The organism is Escherichia sp. WS1450, from assembly GCF_046487395.1.
In the GTDB taxonomy this organism is placed as follows: domain Bacteria; phylum Pseudomonadota; class Gammaproteobacteria; order Enterobacterales; family Enterobacteriaceae; genus Escherichia; species Escherichia coli.
In genome coordinates this window covers 136,262-162,810 of record NZ_JBJQJO010000009.1, presented here as the reverse complement: position 1 = coordinate 162,810, position 26,549 = coordinate 136,262, and the positions used below count along the sequence as shown (strand labels likewise).

Below are 26,549 nucleotides of genomic sequence, written 5' to 3'. Positions count from 1 at the left end.
TGAATATGCTAACCAATCTGTAGCGGCTTAGAAAGGAGAAAATCAGGTTTTAACCTGATATCAACCCGATAATTGAATCATTAATCAGGCATGCTCCAGTGAAAAATTCGGGTAGTGCTCGGCAAAATACTGGCGTAAAAATTCTACCGTTATCCGCACTTTCGCTGACGTCGCCAACCTTGAAACATAAACGGCCCAGACGTTCGCTGGCTGGTAATATTCCGGTAGCACTTGCACTAAATGACCACTGGCAATGTTTTCGCTAACATCCCACCAGGAGCGCAGAGCAATCCCCTGCCCATCGAGACACCACTGATGGACAATTTCTCCATGATTAGACGACAGTGGGCCGGTAACTTTAATCGCATGGTGGCCTTCTTTATTGCGTAATTGCCAGACACCAAAAGGATGATCGCGCTCTTTAATGACCAGGCACGGCAATGCAGAAAGATCGGTTAAATGTTTCGGCGCGCCATGTTGCGCAATAAATTCCGGTGACGCGCAGAGAATGCGATAATTGGTCGCCAGTTTGCGGGCGATTAAATTAGGGGCGATATCATCGCCAATGCGAATATCGAGATCGACACCTTCATTGACCAAATCGACCAACCGGTCTTCCACATCAAAACGTAATTCCAGTTGCGGATACGCCTTCGCCAGCGCTGATAACGCCGGGGCCACCACCTGTCGTCCAAAACCAAAGCTGCTGATAATACGCAGCATCCCCTGCGGCACCTGACGCACGTCAGAAAGTTCGTCCATCATCTGACCGACATCCTGCAAAATCCGCTGCGCCCATTCATAAATCCGCTCTCCTTCTTCGGTAATGGTGACGCGGCGGGTGGTGCGGTGTAACAACACCACGTTTAGCGTTTGCTCCAGCAAGGCGATGCGCTTGCTGACGAACGCCGGAGAAACGCCCAGTTCTTCCGCCACGGCGGCAAAACCAGCCCGGCGAGCCACCAGCATAAAGACGCGCAAATCGTTCAGCAGCGGTAAATTATTCATGATTCGTGTTTTATGTTTCACCAGTTACAGGGATTAATTCCTTTTCAGTCAATTATAGGATGGTGATGTTGTCAATTTTGATGGTCAGGAAGTGAGAACCCAATGATGAAAACGATGCGTATTGCTGCGATCCCGGGAGACGGGATTGGTAAAGAAGTCCTTCCTGAAGGGATTCGCGTGTTACAGGCTGCCGCTGAGCGCTGGGGCTTCGCCTTGAGTTTTGAGCAAATGGAGTGGGCGAGCTGCGAGTATTACAGCCATCACGGTAAAATGATGCCGGACGACTGGCATGAGCAACTTAGCCGTTTCGACGCCATCTATTTTGGTGCCGTCGGCTGGCCGGACACCGTTCCGGACCATATTTCGTTGTGGGGTTCGCTGCTGAAATTTCGTCGTGAATTCGACCAGTACGTCAACCTGCGCCCGGTTCGTCTCTTTCCTGGCGTTCCCTGCCCGCTGGCGGGAAAACAGCCTGGCGACATCGATTTTTACGTGGTCAGGGAAAACACCGAAGGCGAATATTCCTCGCTCGGCGGCAGAGTGAATGAAGGTACAGAGCATGAAGTCGTCATTCAGGAATCGGTATTTACGCGTCGTGGTGTCGATCGCATTTTGCGTTATGCCTTCGAACTTGCGCAAAGCCGCCCACGTAAGACGCTAACTTCTGCCACTAAATCGAACGGTTTAGCCATCAGCATGCCGTACTGGGATGAGCGAGTGGAAGCAATGGCCGAGAATTACCCGGAGATCTGCTGGGACAAGCAGCATATTGACATTCTCTGCGCACGTTTTGTGATGCAGCCGGAACGCTTCGATGTGGTAGTGGCGTCCAATTTGTTTGGCGATATCCTTTCCGATCTTGGCCCGGCCTGCACCGGCACCATTGGCATTGCCCCATCCGCCAACCTGAATCCGGAACGCACTTTCCCGTCGCTCTTCGAGCCAGTCCACGGTTCCGCGCCGGATATCTACGGGAAAAACATTGCTAACCCTATCGCCACAATTTGGGCCGGTGCAATGATGCTCGATTTTCTCGGCAATGGCGATGAGCGTTTCCAGCAAGCGCATAACGGTATTCTGGCCGCGATTGAAGAAGTGATTGCTCACGGGCCGAAAACACCTGATATGAAAGGCAATGCCACCACGCCACAGGTTGCCGACGCGATTTGCAAAATTATTTTGCGTTAAGGTCAAACCAGTTTATTTGAACCGCGTCACTGACGCGGTTTTTTTATTCGTTCTTTGCAGTTAATAACCTGCGTCATTTCACCTTTTATTGTTTCCGTTTCGTGTTTTATGGCTTTCCGTATTCTTAATTGTTTAATTTATGTAACATGCAAATAATCAATTTGTTAAACACAACATACAACTCATTACCCTGCAAATAATTACAACTGGCAAAAGCCAGAGACGGGCTTTTATGCCCAGGAGATGACTCATGATGAGCAATGTTAAGAAAAAAGATGTGCCGCTGATAAGCATCAGCCTGGTGGCCATTCTTTTCATCGCAGCTGCATTAAGCCTTTTCCCACAACAATCGGCCGACGCGGCCAACGCAATATACACTTTTGTTACGCGTACGTTAGGTTCCGCCGTACAGGTATTGGTTTTGCTGGCAATGGGACTGGTGATTTATTTAGCCACCAGTAAATACGGCAATATTCGTCTTGGCGAAGGAAAACCGGAATACAGCACGCTCTCCTGGCTGTTTATGTTTATTTGTGCCGGTTTAGGTTCTTCTACGCTTTATTGGGGGGTTGCTGAATGGGCCTATTATTATCAAACGCCTGGATTAAATATCGCACCGCGTTCACAACAGGCACTCGAATTTAGCGTTCCCTACTCCTTCTTCCACTGGGGCATCAGCGCCTGGGCAACTTATACGCTGGCCTCATTAATCATGGCTTATCACTTTCATGTGCGGAAAAATAAAGGGCTGAGCCTTTCCGGCATTATTGCCGCGATTACCGGCGTTCGCCCGCAAGGCCCGTGGGGAAAACTGGTCGATTTGATGTTCCTGATCGCCACTGTCGGTGCGCTGACCATTTCCCTTGTTGTTACCGCAGCAACCTTTACTCGTGGGCTTTCCGCGCTGACCGGTTTACCCGATAACTTCACCGTGCAGGCATTTGTGATCCTGCTTTCCGGCGGCATTTTTTGCCTAAGCTCGTGGATTGGTATCAACAACGGTTTGCAACGTCTGAGCAAAATGGTTGGCTGGGGCGCGTTCCTGCTGCCATTACTGGTGCTGATTGTCGGTCCAACCGAATTTATTACCAACAGCATCATCAATGCCATCGGCCTGACCACGCAAAACTTCCTGCAAATGAGCTTATTCACCGATCCGCTTGGCGATGGATCATTTACCCGCAACTGGACCGTTTTCTACTGGCTGTGGTGGATCTCATACACGCCTGGCGTAGCAATGTTTGTCACCCGCGTTTCCCGCGGTCGTAAGATTAAAGAAGTTATCTGGGGACTGATCCTCGGCAGCACCGTCGGTTGCTGGTTCTTCTTCGGCGTAATGGAAAGCTATGCCATTCACCAGTTTATCAATGGCGTAATCAACGTCCCACAGGTGCTGGAAACACTGGGCGGCGAGACAGCTGTGCAGCAAGTTCTGATGTCGTTGCCAGCCGGTAAATTGTTCCTCGCCGCATACCTGGGCGTGATGATTATTTTCCTTGCCTCGCATATGGATGCGGTGGCCTACACCATGGCGGCAACCAGTACGCGTAATCTCCAGGAAGGTGACGATCCTGACCGTGGGCTGCGTCTTTTCTGGTGCGTGGTAATTACCCTGATCCCGCTTTCAATTCTTTTCACTGGCGCGTCGCTGGAAACGATGAAAACCACCGTCGTACTCACAGCCCTTCCGTTCCTCGTCATTTTACTGGTGAAAGTCGGCGGATTTATTCGCTGGCTGAAACAGGATTACGCCGACATTCCGGCTCATCAAGTTGAACATTATCTCCCGCAGACACCGGTTGAAGCCCCGGAAAAAACGCCAGTGCTCCCTGCGGGAACCGTATTCAAAGGCGACAACTGAGCGCCATCATCCTAACGATAAAGGTAACCCTATGAGCAATCTGAGCCCTGACTTTGTACTACCCGAAAATTTTTGCGCTAACCCGCAAGAGGCGTGGACCATTCCTGCCCGTTTTTATACCGATCAGAACGCCTTTGAACACGAAAAAGAGAACGTCTTCGCCAAAAGCTGGATTTGCGTCGCTCATAGCAGCGAACTGGCGAATGCCAATGATTATGTGACGCGTGAGATCATTGGCGAAAGCATCGTGCTGGTACGTGGTCGTGATAAGGTTTTGCGCGCGTTCTATAACGTTTGCCCGCACCGTGGTCATCAAGTATTGAGCGGCGAAGGGAAAGCGAAAAATGTGATTACCTGCCCGTATCACGCCTGGGCATTCAAACTCGATGGTAACCTGGCCCATGCACGTAACTGCGAAAACGTCGCCAATTTCGATAGCGACAAAGCGCAACTGGTTCCGGTGCGTCTGGAAGAATATGCAGGATTCGTCTTCATCAACATGGACCCTAACGCCACCAGCGTAGAAGATCAGTTACCCGGTCTGGGCGCGAAAGTGCTGGAAGCCTGCCCGGAAGTCCACGATCTGAAACTGGCGGCCCGCTTTACCACCCTCACGCCTGCCAACTGGAAGAACATTGTCGATAACTATCTCGAGTGCTATCACTGTGGTCCGGCGCATCCAGGTTTCTCCGACTCCGTTCAGGTTGATCGTTACTGGCACACCATGCACGGTAACTGGACGCTGCAATACGGTTTCGCCAAACCGTCAGAACAGTCTTTCAAATTCGAAGAGGGCACGGATGCGGCATTCCACGGTTTCTGGCTGTGGCCGTGCACGATGCTGAACGTCACCCCGATCAAAGGGATGATGACGATCATTTATGAATTCCCGGTGGATTCTGAAACTACCCTGCAAAACTACGATATTTACTTCACCAATGAAGAGTTAACCGACGAGCAAAAATCGCTGATTGAGTGGTATCGCGATGTGTTCCGTCCGGAAGATTTACGTCTGGTTGAAAGCGTACAGAAAGGGCTGAAATCGCGTGGCTATCGTGGTCAGGGGCGCATCATGGCCGACAGTAGCGGTAGCGGAATTTCCGAACATGGTATCGCCCACTTCCATAATCTGCTGGCGCAGGTGTTTAAGGACTAATGACATCGGCGGCGGTATTTTCCGCCGCTGGGCTGATTTTTGATGGAGTACAGCAATGTCAGACTATCAAATGTTTGAAGTACAGGTGAGCCAGGTTGAACCGCTTACCGAACAGGTGAAACGCTTCATGCTGGTGGCAACCGATGGCAAACCATTACCTGCGTTTACCGGAGGAAGTCACGTCATTGTGCAGATGAGCGATGGTGATAACGAGTACAGCAATGCGTATTCACTACTGAGTTCGCCGCATGACACCAGTTGTTATCAGATTGCCGTTCGACTGGAGGAAAACTCGCGCGGCGGTTCCCGCTTTTTGCATCAGCAGGTAAAAGTGGGCGATCGGTTAACGATTTCAACGCCTAATAACCTGTTTGCGCTAATTCCCTCGGCCAGAAAGCATCTGTTTATCGCGGGCGGCATTGGTATCACCCCTTTCCTGTCGTACATGGCAGAGTTGCAACACAGCGACGTCGACTGGCAGCTACATTACTGCACGCGAAATCCAGAAAGTTGCGCATTTCGTGATGAGCTAGTCCAGCATCCGCAGGCTGAGAAAGTCCATTTGCATCATTCATCAACCGGAACACGACTGGAATTAGCGCGATTATTGGCGGATATCGAACCTGGCACACATGTTTATACCTGTGGCCCCGAGGCGCTAAATGAAGCGGTAAGAAGTGAAGCTGCGCGTCTGGACATCGCCGCCGATACGCTGCACTTTGAGCAATTTGCTATCGAAGACAAAACCGGCGATGCATTTACCCTGGTGCTTGCCCGTTCCGGTAAAGAGTTTGTGGTGCCGGAAGAGATGACTATTTTGCAGGTTATTGAAAATAATAAAGCAGCGAAAGTGGAATGTTTATGTCGTGAAGGGGTATGCGGAACCTGCGAAACGGCAATACTGGAAGGTGAAGCTGACCATCGGGATCAGTATTTTAGCGATGAAGAGCGTGCCAGCCAGCAAAGTATGTTGATCTGTTGTTCGCGCGCGAAGGGTAAACGCCTGGTGTTGGATTTGTAGTTTGCCGAAGCCGGATGTGGCGCTGAGCGCGCCCAGTCCGGCTTCGGAAGATTTTACTGCGGATATTCCTGCAATAAATTGTGTAATGCTTCCGCCATCAGCTCACCACGCCAGCCGGAAATCAGCTCCGGCAAATTGTTCTGCGGTTTCAGTTTCCAGTGCCAGTTCAGCAGTTGGTTGATTTGCCGACGCGATGCCAGCAATTCGGCGCTGATCTTGTGCGTTTCGCTCACGTCAGTAATCAGCGACTTAATCGCTTTAAACGCTTTACGATAACCCGGCATGTCCATCAGGTTAAGCATCGGCTGCGGTAAGGCCTCTTCCGGCAATGTCTGCGCTTTTTCCACCAGCGCCAGCAGCGTTTTACCGTGAAAGCGGATTTCGCTACCGGATAAGCCCAGGCTGTCCAGTTCGCCTAAACTTCCCGGCATATAACGCGCTACCGACCACAAATGCTCTTCACGCACGACAAAGTTCACCGCCAGATCGCGCTCCCGCGCCTTGCGCAGTCGCCAGTCGGCTAACAGTTGCAGACAGGCCAGTTGGCGTGTGCGTAACTGCCAGGCATTGGTGATATCACGCCAGGCATCTTCCGGTGCAACGACTTCCTGACGACGCATTTGCATCAGGCGGCATTCATCCAGCGCCGCAGGTAGCCAGCCGGAGGCCTCCGTTTCTACCATAAGCTTGGCGGTGATCGGTAACAGATACCAGACATCCGCCGCTGCGTATTCACACTGACGTTCGGTCAGCGGTCTGGCCAGCCAGTCGGTGCGCGATTCACTCTTGTCCAGCGTAACGCCGGAATACTCTTCCACCATGGAAGCGAAACCCCATGACATCGGGCGTCCGCAGAAGGCAGCAAGGATTTGCGTGTCAATCAGGGGTTGTGGTAATTCGCCAAAGACATTGAGGAACACTTCCAGATCTTCACTGCCTGCATGGAGAAATTTTGTGATGGACGGATCGCGCAGGATCGCCTTCAGCGGTGACCAGTCGGAGATCCCGAGAGGATCAATTAGCGCCAGATGCTCACCATCAAAAAGTTGAATTAGACCCAGCTGCGGGTAATAGGTGCGCGTACGAACAAATTCAGTATCCAGGGCTATCGCCGGAAAGGCACGGACAGCTTCACACAAAGAAGCCAGCGCATCGTCCGTGGTAATCATTTGGTAATTCAAATTGTATTCTCTTTAGTGGGCGTCAAAAAAAACGCCGGATTAACCGGCGTCTGACGACTGACTTAACGCTCAGGCTTTATTGTCCACTTTGCCGCGCGCTTCGTCACGTAATTCTCGTCGCAAAATTTTTCCGACGTTAGATTTCGGTAACTCATCACGAAACTCCACCAGCTTCGGTACTTTGTAGCCCGTGAGCTGACGGCGACAAAAAGTCACCAGTGACTCTTCGGTAAGCGATGGATCTTTTTTCACTACGAAGATTTTCACCGCTTCACCACTGGAGCCGGAAGGTACGCCAACAGCCGCGACTTCCTGTACGCCAGGATGCTGCATGACGACATCTTCAATCTCGTTGGGATAGACGTTAAAACCGGAAACCAGAATCATGTCTTTTTTGCGATCGACAATGCGCAGGAATCCTTCTTCATCCATCACCGCGATGTCGCCAGTGTGTAACCAGCCATTTTTGATGATCTCATCGGTAGCATCCGGACGCTGCCAGTAACCCAGCATCACCTGCGGTCCTTTGACACAAAGCTCACCCGGTTGACCCGGTGGTACTTCGTTGTCGTCGTCATCCACCAGTTTGGCTTCCGTCGATGGCACCGGCAAACCGATGCTACCGCTATGATAATCAATATCATACGGGTTAACGCTGACCAGCGGCGCACACTCGGTCAGGCCATAACCTTCCAGCAGATACTGTCCAGTCAGTTTCACCCAACGTTCTGCCACCACTTGCTGAACAGGCATCCCTCCGCCTGCGGAAAGATGCAGACTGGAGAAATCCAGCTGCTGGAACTCTTTATTGTTCAGCAACGCATTGAACAAGGTGTTAACGCCAGTGATAGCGGTAAACGGATATTTCGCTAACTCTTTTACCAACCCTGGAATATCGCGCGGGTTAGTGATAAGCAGGTTCTGCCCACCCAGTTCGATAAACAGCAGGCAGTTAATGGTCAGTGCAAAAATGTGATACAGCGGCAGCGCCGTCACCACCAGCTCTTTGCCCGGATGCAACAGCGGACCATAGGTCGCGTTAACCTGTTCCAGGTTCGCCAGCATATTGCGGTGAGTCAGCATCGCGCCTTTCGCCACCCCCGTGGTACCGCCGGTGTATTGCAGGAAAGCTAAATCTTCCGGCACCAGTTCGGGTTTGACGTACTGCATCCGGTAGCCGTTGTGCAGGGCGCTACGAAATGAAATGGCATCTGGCAGATGGTATTTCGGCACCAGACGCTTGATGTATTTAACAACGAAATTGACTACCGTGCCTTTTGCCGTAGATAGCTGATCGCCCATACGGGTCAGAATTACGTGCTGAACGGCGGTTTTATCAACCACTTTTTCCAGAGTGTGGGCAAAGTTAGACACGATAACAATCGCCGATGCGCCGCTATCGTTAAGCTGATGCTCAAGTTCACGCGGGGTATACAACGGGTTAACGTTTACGACAATCATCCCGGCACGCAAAATGCCAAACAGCGCCACCGGATATTGCAATAAATTAGGCATCATCAACGCAACGCGATCGCCTTTCTTCAGTCCCAACCCTTGTTGCAAATAAGCGGCAAACGCGCGACTGCGTTCTTCCAGTTTGCGGAAGGTCATCACCTCCCCCATATTCACAAACGCGGGTTGATCGGCGTAGCGCGCGACCGACTGCTCAAACATATCTACCAGAGATTGATAACGGTCAGGGTTGATCTCCGTCGGAACGTCCGCGGGATAACGGTTAAGCCAAACCTTCTTCAATTCTTCACCTCTAAAATGCGTGTTCGTCGTCATCGCAACCCCAAATGATATACATGCCGTTAACATAATATTAACTCATCATACCAGCTTGATAATTACCCAACGAAAAGGTTGCGAAGCGCGTCACTATTTATTTTTATCTTTACCGTAAGAATGCAGAAACAGCGGACCAGCCGCTGTTTCTTTTTCTTTAAAAACAAGCAATTATTCAGTTACAACAGTTTGTACTCTCGCGGGGCCGGGATTATACCAGCCCCATCCACCGTAGCCATAGGGCCAGCCACGACCGCCATAAAACCATGGATCAATCGGCTGAGGCGGCATAATCACCTGCTGGGTTAAATGCCAACGTTTGTAACCCGTTACCTGCATCACCATAAATTTATAGGGCGTGTTGCCGATTTTGCCGTCAACCGCACCGGTAATTGGCCCGACTACCGTAACCAGTTGTCCACGAAAATCGACCGGATCAAGAAAACCGTTCACATCGGCATAAATGCGCCCGCGTGAAGGTTCCCCCAAAGTTGGTCTGGCTCCGCTGTCCAGTGGTACGGTGGCAATTTCCAGGCGGGTTTTACCTTGCTGGTTTTGTACCGCAACCACTTTGCCGCCAAAGCGAGCCTCCTGACCAACGTACAGTTGCGGCGCACTCATCACCCGAACTAAATCTTGTTGCGGCGTGGGACTGCTGCCTTTAATGGCGTCCGGCACAGTAACACAACCGCTCAGCATTAGCGCAAACGTACCTGCCAGTATGCCTTTGATAACATTCTTTTGAACCGCCATGATGCGACTCCTTTTTTCTCAGGGCATACTCTTAAGATTCATTCTTTGCCCGGAAGTTTCTTCCATGCGACGTTGTTACGTAAATAAACCGGTTCGGCATGTTCCACCGCCACCGTTTTACTCTCGGCAAACATCTGACAAGCAATCGGCAGCATATCTTCTGCAGCGGGCAGTAACACTTCGCCATCGCACAGGGCCAAACCGCTCTCTTTACCGAGATCCGGCCAGGCTTGCCAGCCCGTCCCTACCGTCACCCATTCGCCGGAAAGCTGTTGCATCCGTTCATGAACGAGTTCAGGTTTGAGTACGGCTTCGGTTTCTTCACCGTGCCAGATACCGTTTTCATCACGCTGATATTCGGCCCAGTAAACTTCGCCCATTCGCGCGTCAATGGCTGCCAGCACGCGTGTTGCGCCGTTTTTGCGCCACGCCCCTTGCGCCATCGTCATTAGCGTGGAGACGCCAATCATCGGCAGATCCGCGCCAAGCGCCAGCCCTTGCGCGATGCCAATACCAATGCGCACGCCGGTAAAGCTACCGGGGCCGCGCCCGTAAGCCAGAGCATTTATGTCCGTCAGGGAAGTTCCACTGGTGGTCAGGATATCCTGCACCATCGGTAAGATTCGTTGAGTATGTTCACGAGGGCAAAGCTCAAAATGAGCGTTGACAGTACCGTCGTTCCACAGGGCGACAGAGCAGGCCTCTGTCGCGGTATCGATAGCCAGAATTCGCATGGGTCTTCGTGCTTAGATCAATAAAAAGGCGCGCATCATACCATACTCCGTAACAAATTACCTGGAGGATGGTATCGCAAGGAAACGAACCGCACGGGCAATGTCACGGGTGCGCGGCGCGGGCGGCAGACTGGCGAGAAACGTCGCGCCGTAAGGGCGCATCACCAGCCGATTATCGCAAATCACCAGCACGCCGCGATCGTCGGCGTCGCGAATCAGTCGCCCTACTCCCTGCTTGAGAGTAATCACCGCATCCGGCAGTTGTACTTCATCGAACGGGTCACCACCACGCAAACGGCAATCTTCCATGCGCGCTTTTAACAATGGATCATCCGGCGAGGTAAACGGCAATTTGTCGATAATAACCAATGACAATGTATCGCCACGCACGTCCACCCCTTCCCAGAAACTACTGGTTGCCACAAGAAGCGCGTTACCGGCGCTGACAAATTGCTGCAACAGTTGCCCTTTGCTGGTTTCCCCCTGCAATAACACGGGAAGCGTCATGGTAGCGCGGAACTGCTCGGCAAGATCGCGCATCATGGCGTGCGAGGTACAAAGCATAAAACAACGACCGTTGTTAGCTTCGATGATCGGTCGCAACATTGCCGCCAGTTGCCGTGCACAACCCGGTTGATTGGTTTGCGGCAGGTTGCGCGGCACACAGAGTAACGCCTGGCGGCTGTAATCAAAGGGGCTGGGTAACAGCAACGACTCTGCCTGTTCAATGCCAAGCCGCGAGGTGAAATGATGCAGATCGTCATTCACCGACAGCGTTGCTGAGGTAAAGATCCAGCTACCTGGTTTTTGCGCCATTAACTCTTTGAATTTATCCGCCACGCTGAGCGGCGTGAGTGCCAGAGTAAAATGGCGCGAAGTGCATTCGTACCAGTAGCTGTAGCCCGGCTGATTGATCTCTTTTAGCCGTTTCAGCCGTGTGCGATATAACGTGGCGCGTTCAAATGCCGCATCCAGCAAGGCGGAACGCCCCAGCGACAGTTTCGCCACGTCATAACAAAGTTCCAGGGTGTCATCGAGCAGTAAAAATGCCCGCTGAATTTGCGGATTAGCTAACAGCTCACGCAGGTTACCGCGATAACCAGGCTCACCGAGTTGCAGGCGAAAATCCTGCGCACTCTGGGCAAGACGGTCAGCGCACTTTTGTAACTGCTGGGTGTCTTTTAATTCGGTGCGGTAGGCGATGGTGATGTCTTTTGCCAGGTCGAGCAGTTGTCGACTGGAGAGTGACTGACCAAAATACTGGCTGGCAATGTCCGGTAGCTGGTGGGCTTCGTCGAAGATCATCACGTCCGCTTCCGGGATCAACTCGCCAAATCCACTCTCCTTAACCACCATATCCGCCAGAAAGAGATGATGGTTTACCACCACCACATCGGCGTCCATCGCTTTTTTGCGTGCTTTGACCACAAAGCATTCTTTATACATCGGGCAGTCGCTGCCAAGGCAGTTATCGTTGGTACTGGTGACCAGCGGCCACGCCTGTGAATCTTCCGCCACGCTGACGCAGGTGCTGATATCACCATCGACTGTTTGATTAGACCAGGAGCGCAGCAGGATCACATCGCTTAAGATTTGTACCGGCAGATCGCCCCCCGCCAGCGCCTGCTGTTCGAGACGCTCGAGGCAGAGGTAGTTTGAGCGCCCTTTCAGCAGCGCCACGTTGCCCGTATATTTCAATGCCTTTGAGACTGTTGGCAAATCGCGGCTGTAGAGCTGATCCTGCAACGCTTTTGAACCGGTCGAGATAATGACTTTCTTTTTCGCCCGCAGCGCAGGGGCCAGGTAAGCGTAGGTTTTGCCCGTACCGGTTCCGGCTTCCACCACCAGCGGCTGGCCTTTTTCTATCGCCTGGGTGACGGCTACCGCCATCTGTCGCTGTGGTTCTCGCGGCTTAAAGCCTGGTATCGCTTTCGCCAACTGACCGTCTGGTGCAAAATCGTCCGTCACACTACCCCCTGTTGATTTGAACAGGGATTATGTCAGGATGAGGGCGCTTTCGCCAGTTGAAGTGATGACGGCGACCTCACATTGTGGCAGTCTTTGCAGCACGAAAATGGAAGTATAATGAGGACAAAATGATGACTATCGTTCGTATCGATGCTGAAGCCCGCTGGTCTGATGTGGTGATCCACAACAACACGCTCTACTACACTGGTGTACCGGAAAACCTCGACGCCGATGCTTTCGAGCAAACTGCCAACACGCTGGCGCAGATTGACGCCGTGCTGGAAAAACAGGGCAGCAATAAATCGAGCATTCTGGATGCCACCATTTTCCTGGCCGATAAAAACGACTTCGCGGCGATGAATAAAGCGTGGGATGCCTGGGTTGTCGCGGGTCATGCGCCGGTGCGCTGCACGGTACAAGCGGGTTTGATGAACCCGAAGTATAAAGTTGAAATTAAGATTGTGGCTGCGGTGTAAGCTTTATCGAAGCAAAATAAGTCAGACGATAATTTATCGATAATACTGGTCGGTTTTACATAAATCGACCAGAGATTAAGATATTACTGTTGATGCTCCTGCTAATTCATTATTTATTTTTATATTTTCAATTTTAGCTATAAAGCTAACTATATAAATAAACATAACCATGCCGTTGTGTTCGCCCTTCGATTAGCATCTCTGGTTTTCTTTCTTAGCTGAACAATTTGGTTATAGCGTGAGAACTGACCGTCAATTTTCTCTCTCTTACTGGATAACACACCATGAGCTGCTACCTTTAAAACACCTGAATGTCAACAGGTTAACTCGTGCCATATCGTTATAATCCCTTTGATATTAGATGCAAATTAAGGTCATATATAGCCTTATCGATAACATGGTTAATTTTAAGGATAAGAATATGCCTGCTGTAATAGATAAAGCCCTGGATTTCATTGGTGCCATGGATGTATCAGCACCAACACCAAGTTCGATGAATGAAAGCACGGCGAAGGGAATCTTTAAATATTTAAAAGAACTGGGAGTACCCGCGAGCGCAGCCGATATTACGGCGCGAGCTGACCAGGAAGGCTGGAACCCGGGGTTCACGGAAAAAATGGTTGGATGGGCAAAAAAATGGAGTCTGGTGAACGCATTGTGATTAAAAATCCTGAATACTTTTCAACATATATGCAGGAAGAACTAAAAGCACTGGTCTAAGTTAAATTTATATCAGCATAAATGGGTCAGGACGCTTTTAATCACATATGAAAAGCGTCCTTTTTCTCACAACCAAATAACCATTGACTTCTATAACGAAAGCGATACGGATAAGTGTGTTACTCGTCTTCATCCTCAAAACGCGCCACGATTCGCTCGCCGGAATGGTTGGCACGCAGCTCTTCTGCCACCAACGCGATTGCCTGGCCGCTGCTCATCCCTTGTGCCATCAGTTCCTGGATCCGCTCGACGGCTTTTTGCTGCTGTTCATGGGTGAGTGAAGGTAAACCTGCAAACATTGTTAACTCCTGCTAAATTGTTGGCGCTAATTATTTCATGCTACCCGGCACATAGCCAGTAGAGTCAGGACTGATGAAGACGTTATCTCCCGCTGTGATTACTTTACCCTGGCGTCAGGACGCCGCTGAATTTTATTTCTCACGCTTAAGCCACCTGCCGTGGGCGATGCTTTTACACTCCGGCTATGCCGATCATCCGTATAGCCGCTTTGATATTGTGGTCGCCGAGCCGATTTGCACTTTAACCACTTTCGGTAAAGAAACCGTTGTTAGTGAAAGCGAAAAACGCACAACGACCACTGATGACCCGCTACAGGTGCTCCAGCAGGTGCTGGATCGCGCAGACATTCGCCCAGCGCATAACGAAGATTTGCCATTTCAGGGCGGCGCGCTGGGGTTGTTTGGCTACGATCTGGGCCGCCGTTTTGAGTCACTGCCAGAAATTGCGCAGCAAGATATCGTTCTGCCGGATATGGCAGTGGGTATCTACGACTGGGCGCTGGTTGTTGACCACCAGCGTCAAACAGTTTCTTTGCTGAGTCATAATGATGTCAATACCCGTCGGGCCTGGCTGGAAAGCCAGCAATTCTCCCCGCAGGAAGATTTCGCGCTCACATCCGACTGGCAATCCAATATGACCCGCGAGCAGTACGGCGAAAAATTTCGCCAGGTACAGGAATATCTGCACAGTGGTGATTGCTATCAGGTGAATCTCGCCCAGCGTTTTCATACGACCTATTCTGGCGATGAATGGCAGGCATTCCTTCAGCTTAATCAGGCCAACCGCGCGCCGTTTAGCGCTTTTTTACGTCTTGAACAGGGTGCGATTTTAAGCCTTTCGCCAGAGCGGTTTATCCTTTGTGATAATAGTGAAATCCAGACCCGCCCGATTAAAGGCACGCTACCACGCCTGCCCGATCCTCAGGAAGATAGCAAACAAGCAGAAAAACTGGCGAACTCAGCGAAAGATCGTGCCGAAAATCTGATGATTGTCGATTTAATGCGTAATGATATCGGTCGTGTTGCCGTAGCCGGTTCGGTAAAAGTACCAGAGCTGTTCGTGGTGGAACCCTTCCCTGCCGTGCATCATCTGGTCAGCACCATAACGGCGCAACTACCAGAACAGTTACACGCCAGCGATCTGCTGCGCGCAGCTTTTCCTGGTGGCTCAATAACCGGGGCTCCGAAAGTACGGGCTATGGAAATTATCGACGAACTGGAACCGCAGCGACGTAATGCCTGGTGCGGCAGCATTGGCTATTTGAGCTTTTGCGGCAACATGGATACCAGCATTACTATCCGCACTCTGACTGCCATTAACGGACAAATATACTGCTCTGCGGGCGGTGGAATTGTCGCCGATAGCCAGGAAGAAGCGGAATATCAGGAAACTTTTGATAAAGTTAATAAGATATTACGCCAACTGGAGAAGTAAGACGTGGAATACCGTAGCCTGACGCTTGATGATTTTTTATTGCGCCCGCAAATTAACCGGGAAACCCTAAATCATCGTCAGGCTGCCGTGTTAATCCCCATCGTCCGTCGACCGCAACCGGGGTTGTTGCTGACTCAGCGTTCAATTCATCTGCGTAAACACGCTGGACAAGTGGCATTCCCTGGAGGCGCAGTCGATGACACGGATGCATCAGTTATCGCCGCCGCGCTGCGCGAAGCTGAAGAAGAGGTCGCTATACCGCCTTCCGCCGTTGAAGTTATCGGCGTGCTGCCGCCCGTCGATAGCGTAACTGGCTACCAGGTAACCCCAGTGGTCGGCATTATCCCGCCCGATCTGCCGTATCGCGCCAGTGAAGATGAAGTCTCGGCGGTGTTTGAAATGCCGCTCGCCCAGGCATTACATCTGGGTCGTTATCACCCTTTAGATATCTACCGCCGTGGCGATTCACATCGGGTATGGCTGTCCTGGTACGAACAGTATTTTGTATGGGGAATGACCGCAGGCATAATTCGTGAGCTGGCGCTGCAAATTGGTGTGAAACCCTGACTATACTTATCTTTACATCTACAAAACACTACTTGAGACAATCATCGCAATATTAGTTAAATCGCGGTTTTTGATTAGTTTAATTCATGTGAATAGTTAAGCCAGTCGCCGCGTTCCCTCTTACACTATGCGCTGTTATTAGTTCGTTACTGGAAGTCCAGTCACCTTGTCAGGAGTATTATCGTGATTAGTCTATTCGACATGTTTAAGGTGGGGATTGGTCCCTCATCTTCCCATACCGTAGGGCCTATGAAGGCGGGTAAACAGTTCGTCGATGATCTGGTCGAAAAAGGCTTACTGGATAGCGTTACTCGCGTTGCTGTGGACGTTTATGGTTCACTGTCGCTGACGGGTAAAGGCCACCACACCGATATCGCCATTATTATGGGTCTTGCAGGTAACGAACCTGCCACCGTGGATATCGACAGTATTCCCGGTTTTATTCGCGACGTAGAAGAGCGCGAACGTCTGCTGCTGGCACAGGGGCGGCATGAAGTGGATTTCCCGCGCGACAACGGGATGCGTTTTCATAACGGTAACCTGCCGCTGCATGAAAACGGTATGCAAATCCACGCCTATAACGGCGATGAAGTCGTCTACAGCAAAACTTATTATTCCATCGGCGGCGGTTTTATCGTCGATGAAGAACACTTTGGTCAGGATGCCGCCAACGAAGTGAGCGTGCCGTATCCGTTCAAATCTGCCACCGAACTGCTCGCGTACTGCAATGAAACCGGCTATTCGCTGTCTGGTCTCGCTATGCAGAATGAACTGGCGCTGCACAGCAAGAAAGAGATCGACGAGTATTTCGCGCATGTCTGGCAAACCATGCAGGCATGTATCGATCGCGGGATGAACACCGAAGGCGTACTGCCAGGCCCGCTGCGCGTGCCGCGTCGTGCGTCTGCCCTGCGCCGGATGCTGGTTTCCAGCGATAAACTGTCTAACGATCCGATGAATGTCATTGACTGGGTAAACATGTTTGCGCTGGCAGTTAACGAAGAGAACGCCGCCGGTGGTCGCGTGGTAACTGCGCCAACCAACGGTGCTTGTGGCATTGTTCCGGCAGTGCTGGCTTACTATGACCACTTTATTGAATCGGTCAGCCCGGACATCTATACCCGTTACTTTATGGCAGCGGGCGCGATTGGTGCATTGTATAAAATGAACGCCTCTATTTCCGGTGCGGAAGTTGGTTGCCAGGGCGAAGTGGGTGTTGCCTGTTCAATGGCTGCTGCGGGTCTTGCAGAACTGCTGGGCGGTAGCCCGGAACAGGTTTGCGTGGCGGCGGAAATTGGCATGGAACACAACCTTGGTTTAACCTGCGACCCGGTTGCAGGGCAAGTTCAGGTGCCGTGCATTGAACGTAACGCCATTGCGTCAGTCAAGGCGATTAACGCCGCGCGGATGGCCCTGCGTCGCACCAGCGCGCCGCGCGTCTCGCTGGATAAAGTTATCGAAACGATGTACGAAACCGGTAAAGACATGAACGCCAAGTACCGCGAAACGTCTCGTGGTGGTCTGGCAATTAAAGTCCAGTGTGACTAATACTTTATCCTCGCCCATCTGCAACGGATGGGCGAATTTATCCCCGCTTTCTCGTCTGCTGTAATTTTCCCCACTACACTTCCACTGTTGCGTCAGGCGTTTGTCGCCATACGCTTACAGGGTGGCCCGCATGCAAAAAGCACAACGGATCATTAAAACCTATCGCCGTAATCGAATGATTGTTTGTACGATTTGCGCACTCGTTACGCTCGCTTCGACCCTGAGCATGCGATTTATTTCACAGCGTAACTTAAATCAACAACGGGTAGTACAATTCGCCAATCACGCTGTAGAGGAATTAGATAAAGTACTGCTTCCCCTACAGGCAGGTAGCGAAGTCTTGCTTCCGCTGATTGGTCTGCCCTGCTCTGTCGCCCATTTGCCATTACGTAAACAGGCGGCAAAACTCCAAACTGTGCGATCCATTGGCCTGGTGCAAGACGGCACACTTTATTGCTCCAGCATTTTTGGTTATCGCAATGTGCCCGTCGTGGACATTCTGGCTGAACTTCCTGCACCGCAACCACTTTTACGCCTGACGATCGACCGTGCCCTGATTAAAGGCAGTCCGGTTTTGATTCAATGGACACCTGCAGCGGGCAGTAGCAATGCTGGGGTCATGGAGATGATTAACATCGACTTACTGACGGCAATGCTCCTTGAGCCACAACTGCCGCAAATCAGTAGCGCCAGCCTGACGGTGGACAGTCGGCATTTGCTCTATGGTAATGGGCTGGTAGATTCCCTTCCGCAACCTGAAAACAATGAAAACTATCAGGTTTCTTCGCAACGCTTTCCTTTTACCATTAACGTTAATGGCCCGGGGGCTACGGCGCTGGCATGGCACTATCTTCCAACACAATTACCGCTGGCGGTGCTGCTAAGTTTACTGGTGGGCTATATCGCCTGGCTGGCGACCGCTTACCGAATGAGCTTTTCCCGCGAAATCAATCTGGGCCTGGCGCAACATGAGTTCGAATTGTTCTGTCAGCCTTTGCTTAATGCGCACAGCCAGCAATGTATTGGTGTAGAGATTTTGCTGCGCTGGAACAATCCGCGTCAGGGCTGGATTTCACCGGATGTGTTTATTCCTATCGCGGAAGAACATCATTTAATTGTGCCACTGACCCGCTATGTGATGGCAGAAACCATTCGTCAGCGCCATGTTTTCCCAATGAGTAGTCAGTTTCATGTTGGCATTAACGTCGCACCCAGTCATTTTCGCCGTGGTGTGCTGATAAAAGATCTCAATCAGTACTGGTTTAGCGCTCACCCGATTCAGCAACTGATCCTCGAAATCACCGAACGCGATGCCTTACTGGATGTTGATTATCGGATTGCCCGCGAGCTGCATCGTAAAAACGTCAAACTGGCGATTGATGACTTCGGCACCGGCAACAGTTCGTTTTCCTGGCTTGAAACATTACGTCCTGACGTGCTGAAAATTGATAAGTCATTTACCGCAGCTATAGGTTCTGACGCGGTTAACTCGACGGTGACCGATATCATCATCGCGCTGGGGCAAAGACTGAATATTGAACTGGTGGCGGAGGGCGTGGAAACGCAAGAACAGGCGAAGTATTTGCGCCGTCATGGCGTGCATATTTTGCAAGGGTATTTGTACGCACAGCCGATGCCGCTACGTGATTTTCCCAAATGGCTGGCGGGCAGCCAACCGCCGCCCGCCCGGCATAATGGACATATCACACCCATTATGCCGTTACGTTAACGCTTACTCATCTTCATCGTGCACCGGTTGCTCTTTAACAATGCGAACCAGATCAACACGATAATCATTGGCTTCAATGATGGTGATATGCAGTGGCCCTACATCAATCACATCGCCCACACGGGGAATGTGACCATTTGCCGAGATCACGAGGCCCGCGACCGTCGCGATATCATCGTCATCGGCAAGGTGCTCAACATCAAGCGCCTGCTGCAAGGCATGCAAATCTGTACCGCCTTTTACCAGCCAGCCGTCACCATCGGTAATGATTTCCGGCGTTTCGTCTGCGTCCGGGAATTCACCCGCAATGGCTTCCAGCACATCCAGCGGCGTGACCAGACCTTGTACCACACCAAACTCGTTGGTCACGATAACAAAGCTCCCGCGAGCACGACGCAGCACGCCCAGCAGGTTGATCGGGTCAAGGGTTTCCGGAACGATAATTGCCGGAGACGCCGAAGCTATCGCCGCCACATCAACGCCCTCTTCCAGCGCCACCAGCAGTTCTTTAGCACGTACGATACCGATGATTTCATCCAGTTCACCGCGACATACCGGGAACAGACTGTGCGGTGAGGAGAGCAGCTGCTCGCGGATTTCATCGACCCCGAGATTAGCGTCAACCCAGCTTATTTCACCGCGCGGCGTCATGATCCCGCGCAGAGAACGCGACGCCAGCGTCAATACGCCGTTAATCATGTAACGTTCTTCTTCGGCAAACGCACCTTCCGGGATCGGCATCGGCATCGGGTTATCGGCATCGTGCTGAACATTGGCCTGACGTTTCCCGCCCATCAAACGCAGGATGGCATCGGCAGTACGCGCACGCAGCGGCAAAGTCGACTGGTGACGAATAAAGTTGCGACGCGCAATCTGGTTAAACACTTCGATGATGATCGAGAAGCCAATCGCGGCATACAGGTAACCTTTCGGAATGTGGAAACCGAAACCTTCTGCCACCAGACTCAGACCTATCATTAACAGGAAGCTCAGACAGAGCACCACCACCGTTGGATGCTGGTTAACAAATCGCGTCAGCGGTTTCGATGCCAGCAGCATAACCGCCATCGCAATCACTACCGCCGCCATCATCACCGGCAGATGGTTAACCATCCCTACTGCCGTAATTACCGCATCCAATGAGAAGACGGCGTCAAGGATGACAATCTGTGTGACGACCACCCAGAAACTGGCGTAGCCTTTACCGTGGCCGGAATCATGATCGCGGTTTTCCAGCCGTTCATGCAGTTCGGTTGTTGCTTTGAACAGCAAGAATATCCCCCCGAACAACATAATCAGGTCGCGTCCGGAGAAGGAGAAATCCATGACGGTAAATAGCGGTTTGGTCAGCGTGACCATCCATGAAATCAGCGACAGCAGCCCCAGACGCATAATCAGCGCCAGTGATAATCCCAGCAAACGCGCTTTATCGCGTTGTTTTGGCGGCAGTTTGTCAGCAAGAATGGCGATGAAGACCAGGTTATCGATACCCAGCACAATTTCGAGAACAACAAGCGTGAGTAGCCCCGCCCAAATTGAGGGGTCCATTAAGAATTCCATGACAAGCTCCTGCTTAAGGAATAGCTATTCGACGCCAGAAATAATGCAGGCGTAACGACAAAATGCAAACGAAAGGTGCGGCATAGAGTGCCAGAAAGGCAGGCGTTAAAAGGCCTGATGCTGAAATGACGTCGGTGACGATCCATACTGCGGGCTACTGCCCTATACTCCATGGTTGTTAAACGGGAGTTAAACATATCAGAGACGCCTCTGATTTGGCAAAGATTTACCTTCCTTTGCAAACTAATGTGACAAGGATATTTTACCTTTCGAAATTTCTGCTAATCGAAAGTTAAATTACGGATCTTCATCACATAAAATAATTTTTTCGATATCTAAAATAAATCGCGAAACGCAGGGGTTTTTGGTTGTAGCCCTTATCTGAATCGATTCGATTGTGGACGACGATTCAAAAATACATCTGGCACGTTGAGGTGTTAACGATAATAAAGGAGGTAGCAAGTGACCATTGCTATTGTTATAGGCACACATGGTTGGGCTGCAGAGCAGTTGCTTAAAACCGCAGAAATGCTGTTAGGCGAGCAGGAAAACGTCGGCTGGATCGATTTCGTTCCAGGAGAAAATGCCGAAACGCTGATTGAAAAGTACAACGCTCAGTTGGCAAAACTCGACACCACTAAAGGCGTGCTGTTTCTCGTTGATACATGGGGAGGCAGCCCGTTCAATGCTGCCAGCCGCATTGTCGTCGACAAAGAGCATTATGAAGTCATTGCAGGCGTTAACATTCCAATGCTCGTGGAAACGTTAATGGCCCGTGATGATGACCCAAGCTTTGATGAACTGGTGGCGCTGGCAGTAGAAACAGGCCGTGAAGGCGTGAAAGCACTGAAAGCCAAACCGGTTGAAAAAGCCGCGCCAGCACCCGCTGCCGCAGCACCAAAAGCGGCTCCAACTCCGGCAAAACCAATGGGACCAAACGACTACATGGTTATTGGCCTTGCGCGTATCGACGACCGTCTGATTCACGGTCAGGTCGCCACCCGCTGGACCAAAGAAACCAATGTCTCCCGTATTATTGTTGTTAGTGATGAAGTGGCTGCGGATACCGTTCGTAAGACACTGCTCACCCAGGTTGCACCTCCGGGCGTAACAGCACACGTAGTTGATGTTGCCAAAATGATTCGCGTCTACAACAACCCGAAATATGCTGGCGAACGTGTAATGCTGTTATTTACCAACCCAACAGATGTAGAGCGTCTCGTTGAAGGCGGCGTGAAAATCACCTCTGTTAACGTCGGTGGTATGGCATTCCGTCAGGGTAAAACCCAGGTGAATAACGCGGTTTCGGTTGATGAAAAAGATATCGAGGCGTTCAAGAAACTGAATGCGCGCGGTATTGAGCTGGAAGTCCGTAAGGTTTCCACCGATCCGAAACTGAAAATGATGGATCTGATCAGCAAAATCGATAAGTAACGTATTGTGTTGATTATCACTCAGTTTTCACACTTTAGTCTTACGTAAACAGGAGAAGTACAATGGAGATTACCACTCTTCAAATTGTGCTGGTATTTATCGTAGCCTGTATCGCAGGTATGGGATCAATCCTCGATGAATTTCAGTTTCACCGTCCGCTAATCGCGTGTACCCTGGTGGGTATCGTTCTTGGCGATATGAAAACCGGTATTATTATCGGTGGTACGCTGGAAATGATCGCGCTGGGCTGGATGAACATCGGTGCTGCAGTTGCGCCTGACGCCGCTCTGGCTTCCATCATTTCTACCATTCTGGTTATCGCAGGTCATCAGAGCATTGGTGCAGGTATTGCACTGGCAATCCCTCTGGCCGCTGCGGGCCAGGTACTGACCATCATCGTTCGTACTATTACCGTTGCTTTCCAGCACGCTGCGGATAAGGCTGCTGATAACGGCAACCTGACAGCGATTTCCTGGATCCACGTTTCTTCTCTGTTCCTGCAAGCAATGCGTGTGGCTATTCCGGCCGTCATCGTTGCGCTGTCTGTTGGTACCAGCGAAGTACAGAACATGCTGAACGCGATTCCGGAAGTGGTGACCAATGGTCTGAATATCGCCGGTGGCATGATCGTGGTGGTTGGTTATGCGATGGTTATCAACATGATGCGTGCTGGCTACCTGATGCCGTTCTTCTACCTCGGCTTCGTAACCGCAGCATTCACCAACTTTAACCTGGTTGCTCTGGGTGTGATTGGTACTGTTATGGCAGTGCTCTACATCCAACTTAGCCCGAAATACAACCGCGTAGCCGGTGCGCCTGCTCAGGCACCTGGTAACAACGATCTCGATAACGAACTGGACTAACAGGTGAGCGAAATGGTTGATACAACTCAAACTACCACCGAGAAAAAACTCACTCAAAGTGATATTCGTGGCGTCTTCCTGCGTTCTAACCTCTTCCAGGGTTCATGGAACTTCGAACGTATGCAGGCACTGGGTTTCTGCTTCTCTATGGTACCGGCAATTCGTCGCCTCTACCCTGAGAACAACGAAGCTCGTAAACAAGCTATTCGCCGTCACCTGGAGTTCTTTAACACCCAGCCGTTCGTGGCTGCGCCGATTCTCGGCGTAACCCTGGCGCTGGAAGAACAGCGTGCTAATGGCGCAGAGATCGATGACGGTGCTATCAACGGTATCAAAGTCGGTTTGATGGGGCCGCTGGCTGGTGTAGGCGACCCGATCTTCTGGGGAACCGTACGACCGGTATTTGCAGCGCTGGGTGCCGGTATCGCAATGAGCGGCAGCCTGTTAGGTCCGCTGCTGTTCTTCATCTTGTTTAACCTGGTGCGTCTGGCAACCCGTTACTACGGCGTAGCGTATGGTTACTCCAAAGGTATCGATATCGTTAAAGATATGGGTGGTGGCTTCCTGCAAAAACTGACGGAAGGGGCGTCTATCCTCGGCCTGTTTGTCATGGGGGCATTGGTTAACAAGTGGACACATGTCAACATCCCGCTGGTTGTCTCTCGCATTACTGACCAGACGGGCAAAGAACACGTTACCACTGTCCAGACTATTCTGGACCAGTTAATGCCAGGCCTGGTACCACTGCTGCTGACCTTTGCCTGTATGTGGCTACTGCGCAAAAAAGTTAACCCGTTGTGGATCATCGTTGGCTTCTTCGTCATCGGTATCGCTGGTTACGCTTGCGGCCTGCTGGGACTGTAAGACTGTTGTACACTACCGGGGCCTTTTGGCCCCGTTTTTTTTATCTGGAGGATTAATGACAATCACGGACCTGGTACTGATTCTTTTCATCGCCGCACTCCTGGCCTTCGCGATCTACGATCAGTTCATCATGCCCCGCCGTAACGGCCCCACTCTGCTGGCAATTCCTTTGCTCCGGCGTGGTCGCATCGATAGCGTTATCTTCGTCGGATTGATTGTCATTCTTATCTATAACAACGTCACGAATCATGGCGCGCTAATAACAACATGGTTATTAAGTGCACTGGCTCTGATGGGTTTTTATATATTCTGGATCCGCGTTCCGAAGATCATCTTTAAACAAAAAGGTTTTTTCTTCGCCAATGTCTGGATTGAATATAGCCGAATCAAAGCGATGAACTTGTCGGAAGATGGCGTGTTGGTGATGCAATTAGAACAGCGTCGGCTGTTAATCCGCGTTCGAAATATCGACGATCTGGAAAAAATTTATAAGCTTCTCGTTTCAACTCAATAAGTTATCAATTTAGCCAAAGCTATGTTTAGTGTATTTTTAATAATCAGACATAGCTTAGGCTATATTACCCCTTCCCTTATTTGTTATTTATTTTAACGTTTCATTGATATATAAATCTAAATGAAAATCGTTATCAATAAAGCAATGAAATAATATATTCCAACAGTTGTTTTATATTCTCAAAATATGTTAAGGTTGCGCCCTCATTTGGGGAGTAGCCGATTTCCAGATTCCGGAAATGTACGTGTCAACATACTCGTTGCAAAACGTGGCACGTACGGACTGAACACTTTCAGTCATGCGAGACCATATGCACATCAATCGCTATGCCTGCATGAACGCGAAAACCATCGCGGTTTGTCGTTCATGTATGCATGTTTGCTGGGGGCGATGATGTGTTTTATGGATACCCCGGTCAGGACGTTGTCATGAATATCACTGCTACTATTCTTCTTGCGTTTGGTATGTCGATGGATGCATTTGCTGCATCAATCGGTAAAGGTGCCACCCTCCATAAACCGAAATTTTCTGAAGCGTTGCGAACCGGCCTTATTTTTGGTGCTGTCGAAACCCTGACGCCGCTGATCGGCTGGGGAATGGGCATGTTAGCCAGCCGGTTTGTCCTTGAATGGAACCACTGGATTGCGTTTGTGCTGCTGATATTCCTCGGCGGGCGAATGATTATTGAGGGTTTTCGTGGCGCAGATGATGAAGATGAAGAGCCGCGCCGTCGACACGGTTTCTGGCTACTGGTAACCACCGCGATTGCCACCAGCCTGGATGCCATGGCTGTGGGTGTTGGTCTTGCTTTCCTTCAGGTCAACATTATCGCGACCGCATTGGCCATTGGTTGTGCAACCTTGATTATGTCGACATTAGGGATGATGGTTGGTCGCTTTATCGGCTCAATTATTGGGAAAAAAGCGGAAATTCTCGGCGGGCTGGTGCTGATCGGCATCGGCGTCCAGATCCTCTGGACGCACTTCCACGGTTAATAAGAACGCTGCCAGAGGTGAATATTAAAGTCCGTCTGGCAGTCGAACACTTCTTTTGCTGCCAGTGTTTGCCAGACTTCTGGCTTCGCACGCCAGGCAAACGGCGTCATCTGCAATAATGCGACGGCTTCATCACCGCGAAGACGCATCGGATAACACAACTCAGCACTCTGCTGTAATGTAAAACCTTCCAGTTGTTCTGCATGAGGTGCATGAAGATGTACTTCATTGTAAATCAGCCCCTTCAGCTCCATCAAATGTCGCGGTCCCGGCGTGGCAGTAATGACCCAACCGCCAGGCTTCACTACTCGCGCTAATTCTTCTGCTTTACACGGCGCGTAAATACGTATTATGGCGTCCATACTGGTATCGGAAAACGGCAAACGGTGGCTGGAAGCAACACAAAAAGTGACCTGCGGATAGCGTTTCGCCGCCGCTTTTATCGCTACCTTCGAGACATCCAGGCCAAACGTGGTGATTTCGGGCAACGCATCGGCAAATGCGTGTGTGTAATACCCTTCACCACAGCCAATATCCAGCACCGCCGTGGCCTTTTCATCAAGCCGTTCCTGCAGTTGGGCGACAATTGCATCACGCAGTGGCTGATAATGTCCGGCATCTAAGAATGCGCGGCGTGCTTGCATCATTTCCGCGCTGTCGCCCGGATCACGAGACCGTTTATGCTGAACGGGCAGCAGATTGACATACCCTTCTTTCGCCATATCAAACTGATGTCGCTGGGGACAGATATAGCTGTTTTTTTCACGCGAAAGAGGCTGATGGCAAAGTGGACAGGAAAACGACATGACAACTCCGGCAGGATACTAAAGGCCGCAAGTGTAACGCGAATCACGCGGCGGGCAAATATCCGAACGACTGGAGCGAAG

The 26,549-nt window shown here is 50.9% G+C and carries 24 protein-coding genes and 1 pseudogene; 15 read left to right on the top strand and 10 right to left on the bottom strand.

Going from position 1 to position 26,549, the window contains the following annotated elements:
- Positions 1–84 precede the first annotated feature (84 nt).
- Positions 85–1,008, bottom strand: coding sequence for a DNA-binding transcriptional regulator DmlR (gene dmlR / locus ACJHYR_RS13465; protein WP_001061578.1), 924 nt, complete (start codon positions 1,006–1,008; stop codon positions 85–87).
- A gap of 102 nt (positions 1,009–1,110) precedes the next feature.
- Between dmlR and dmlA the strand changes: the two genes are divergently transcribed.
- From dmlA to yeaX, 4 genes are all read left to right on the top strand, one after another.
- Complete coding sequence (gene dmlA, locus ACJHYR_RS13460) at positions 1,111–2,196, top strand: multifunctional D-malate/3-isopropylmalate/tartarate dehydrogenase (RefSeq protein WP_000978487.1); 1,086 nt, start codon at positions 1,111–1,113, stop codon at positions 2,194–2,196.
- A gap of 250 nt (positions 2,197–2,446) precedes the next feature.
- A complete protein-coding gene (yeaV, locus tag ACJHYR_RS13455; protein WP_001595838.1) occupies positions 2,447–4,057 on the top strand; it encodes a BCCT family transporter YeaV in 1,611 nt (536 codons plus the stop codon).
- Between the two features lie 31 nt (positions 4,058–4,088).
- Positions 4,089–5,213, top strand: a complete 1,125-nt coding sequence (yeaW, locus tag ACJHYR_RS13450) for a carnitine monooxygenase, oxygenase subunit YeaW (protein ID WP_059328155.1) — start codon at positions 4,089–4,091, stop codon at positions 5,211–5,213.
- A gap of 55 nt (positions 5,214–5,268) precedes the next feature.
- Entirely contained in the window at positions 5,269–6,234 is a 966-nt protein-coding gene (gene yeaX / locus ACJHYR_RS13445; RefSeq protein ID WP_001578477.1) for a carnitine monooxygenase reductase subunit YeaX, read from the top strand.
- 53 nt (positions 6,235–6,287) lie between these two features.
- On the opposite strand, the gene rnd is transcribed toward yeaX, so the two are convergent.
- The 5 genes from rnd to ACJHYR_RS13420 form a co-directional block, all read right to left on the bottom strand.
- Positions 6,288–7,403 carry a ribonuclease D gene (gene rnd / locus ACJHYR_RS13440; RefSeq protein ID WP_001306170.1) on the bottom strand — a complete coding sequence of 372 codons (1,116 nt, stop codon included), beginning with the start codon at positions 7,401–7,403 and terminating at the stop codon, positions 6,288–6,290.
- 81 nt (positions 7,404–7,484) lie between these two features.
- Positions 7,485–9,170, bottom strand: coding sequence for a long-chain-fatty-acid--CoA ligase FadD (gene fadD, locus ACJHYR_RS13435; RefSeq protein WP_000758422.1), 1,686 nt, complete (start codon positions 9,168–9,170; stop codon positions 7,485–7,487).
- Between the two features lie 204 nt (positions 9,171–9,374).
- Entirely contained in the window at positions 9,375–9,956 is a 582-nt protein-coding gene (gene yeaY / locus ACJHYR_RS13430) for a Slp family lipoprotein YeaY (RefSeq protein ID WP_000290576.1), read from the bottom strand.
- Between the two features lie 38 nt (positions 9,957–9,994).
- Complete coding sequence (gene tsaB / locus ACJHYR_RS13425) at positions 9,995–10,690, bottom strand: tRNA (adenosine(37)-N6)-threonylcarbamoyltransferase complex dimerization subunit type 1 TsaB (protein WP_059328154.1); 696 nt, start codon at positions 10,688–10,690, stop codon at positions 9,995–9,997.
- 57 nt (positions 10,691–10,747) lie between these two features.
- Complete coding sequence (locus ACJHYR_RS13420; RefSeq protein ID WP_024229702.1) at positions 10,748–12,658, bottom strand: ATP-dependent DNA helicase; 1,911 nt, start codon at positions 12,656–12,658, stop codon at positions 10,748–10,750.
- Between the two features lie 131 nt (positions 12,659–12,789).
- On the opposite strand from ACJHYR_RS13420, the gene ACJHYR_RS13415 reads away from it, so the two are divergent.
- Both ACJHYR_RS13415 and ACJHYR_RS13410 read left to right on the top strand, forming a co-directional pair.
- Positions 12,790–13,134 (top strand): RidA family protein, encoded by a 345-nt coding sequence (locus ACJHYR_RS13415; protein ID WP_001295493.1) that lies wholly within the window; start codon positions 12,790–12,792, stop codon positions 13,132–13,134.
- 421 nt (positions 13,135–13,555) lie between these two features.
- Positions 13,556–13,854, top strand: a pseudogene (locus ACJHYR_RS13410) (DUF1889 family protein).
- Positions 13,855–13,973: 119 nt separating this feature from the next.
- Here ACJHYR_RS13410 and ACJHYR_RS13405 read toward each other — a convergent pair.
- Positions 13,974–14,153, bottom strand: a complete 180-nt coding sequence (locus ACJHYR_RS13405) for a YoaH family protein (protein WP_000457334.1) — start codon at positions 14,151–14,153, stop codon at positions 13,974–13,976.
- A gap of 73 nt (positions 14,154–14,226) precedes the next feature.
- Here ACJHYR_RS13405 and pabB point away from each other — a divergent pair, with 73 nt between their 5' ends.
- The 4 genes from pabB (at position 14,227) to ACJHYR_RS13385 (ending at position 19,432) form a co-directional block, all read left to right on the top strand.
- Positions 14,227–15,588 (top strand): aminodeoxychorismate synthase component 1, encoded by a 1,362-nt coding sequence (gene pabB, locus ACJHYR_RS13400; RefSeq protein WP_001559250.1) that lies wholly within the window; start codon positions 14,227–14,229, stop codon positions 15,586–15,588.
- 3 nt (positions 15,589–15,591) lie between these two features.
- Complete coding sequence (locus ACJHYR_RS13395; protein ID WP_059328152.1) at positions 15,592–16,155, top strand: CoA pyrophosphatase; 564 nt, start codon at positions 15,592–15,594, stop codon at positions 16,153–16,155.
- A 183-nt stretch (positions 16,156–16,338) separates the two neighbouring features.
- A complete protein-coding gene (gene sdaA, locus ACJHYR_RS13390; RefSeq protein ID WP_000624298.1) occupies positions 16,339–17,703 on the top strand; it encodes an L-serine ammonia-lyase in 1,365 nt (454 codons plus the stop codon).
- A gap of 130 nt (positions 17,704–17,833) precedes the next feature.
- Positions 17,834–19,432: an EAL domain-containing protein gene (locus ACJHYR_RS13385; RefSeq protein ID WP_072837362.1), complete on the top strand. Its 1,599-nt coding sequence runs from the start codon at positions 17,834–17,836 to the stop codon at positions 19,430–19,432.
- A gap of 3 nt (positions 19,433–19,435) precedes the next feature.
- Here the strand turns inward: ACJHYR_RS13385 and yoaE are convergent, their stop codons facing one another.
- Positions 19,436–20,992 carry a CNNM family cation transport protein YoaE gene (yoaE, locus tag ACJHYR_RS13380; protein WP_000394985.1) on the bottom strand — a complete coding sequence of 519 codons (1,557 nt, stop codon included), beginning with the start codon at positions 20,990–20,992 and terminating at the stop codon, positions 19,436–19,438.
- On the bottom strand, positions 20,980–21,138 hold the full coding sequence (locus tag ACJHYR_RS13375) for a protein YoaL (protein ID WP_001327808.1): 159 nt from the start codon (positions 21,136–21,138) through the stop codon (positions 20,980–20,982). The genes yoaE and ACJHYR_RS13375 overlap by 13 nt, the downstream gene beginning before the upstream one ends.
- 316 nt (positions 21,139–21,454) lie before the next feature.
- On the opposite strand from ACJHYR_RS13375, the gene manX reads away from it, so the two are divergent.
- The 5 genes from manX to mntP all read left to right on the top strand — a co-directional run bounded on the left by manX (position 21,455) and on the right by mntP (position 25,662).
- Complete coding sequence (gene manX, locus ACJHYR_RS13370) at positions 21,455–22,426, top strand: PTS mannose transporter subunit IIAB (protein WP_000150543.1); 972 nt, start codon at positions 21,455–21,457, stop codon at positions 22,424–22,426.
- A 62-nt stretch (positions 22,427–22,488) separates the two neighbouring features.
- Positions 22,489–23,289, top strand: a complete 801-nt coding sequence (manY, locus tag ACJHYR_RS13365; protein ID WP_000406928.1) for a PTS mannose transporter subunit IIC — start codon at positions 22,489–22,491, stop codon at positions 23,287–23,289.
- Between the two features lie 12 nt (positions 23,290–23,301).
- Positions 23,302–24,153, top strand: a complete 852-nt coding sequence (manZ, locus tag ACJHYR_RS13360; protein ID WP_000228655.1) for a PTS mannose transporter subunit IID — start codon at positions 23,302–23,304, stop codon at positions 24,151–24,153.
- Between the two features lie 55 nt (positions 24,154–24,208).
- The gene (locus ACJHYR_RS13355) at positions 24,209–24,667 is read left to right on the top strand and encodes a DUF986 family protein (RefSeq protein WP_000156255.1); all 459 of its coding nucleotides are present in this window, start codon (positions 24,209–24,211) and stop codon (positions 24,665–24,667) included.
- 428 nt (positions 24,668–25,095) lie between these two features.
- Positions 25,096–25,662 (top strand): manganese efflux pump MntP, encoded by a 567-nt coding sequence (mntP, locus tag ACJHYR_RS13350; protein WP_001306762.1) that lies wholly within the window; start codon positions 25,096–25,098, stop codon positions 25,660–25,662.
- On the opposite strand, the gene rlmA is transcribed toward mntP, so the two are convergent.
- Positions 25,659–26,468: a 23S rRNA (guanine(745)-N(1))-methyltransferase gene (gene rlmA, locus ACJHYR_RS13345; RefSeq protein ID WP_000010109.1), complete on the bottom strand. Its 810-nt coding sequence runs from the start codon at positions 26,466–26,468 to the stop codon at positions 25,659–25,661. The genes mntP and rlmA overlap by 4 nt on opposite strands.
- Positions 26,469–26,549 lie beyond the last annotated feature (81 nt).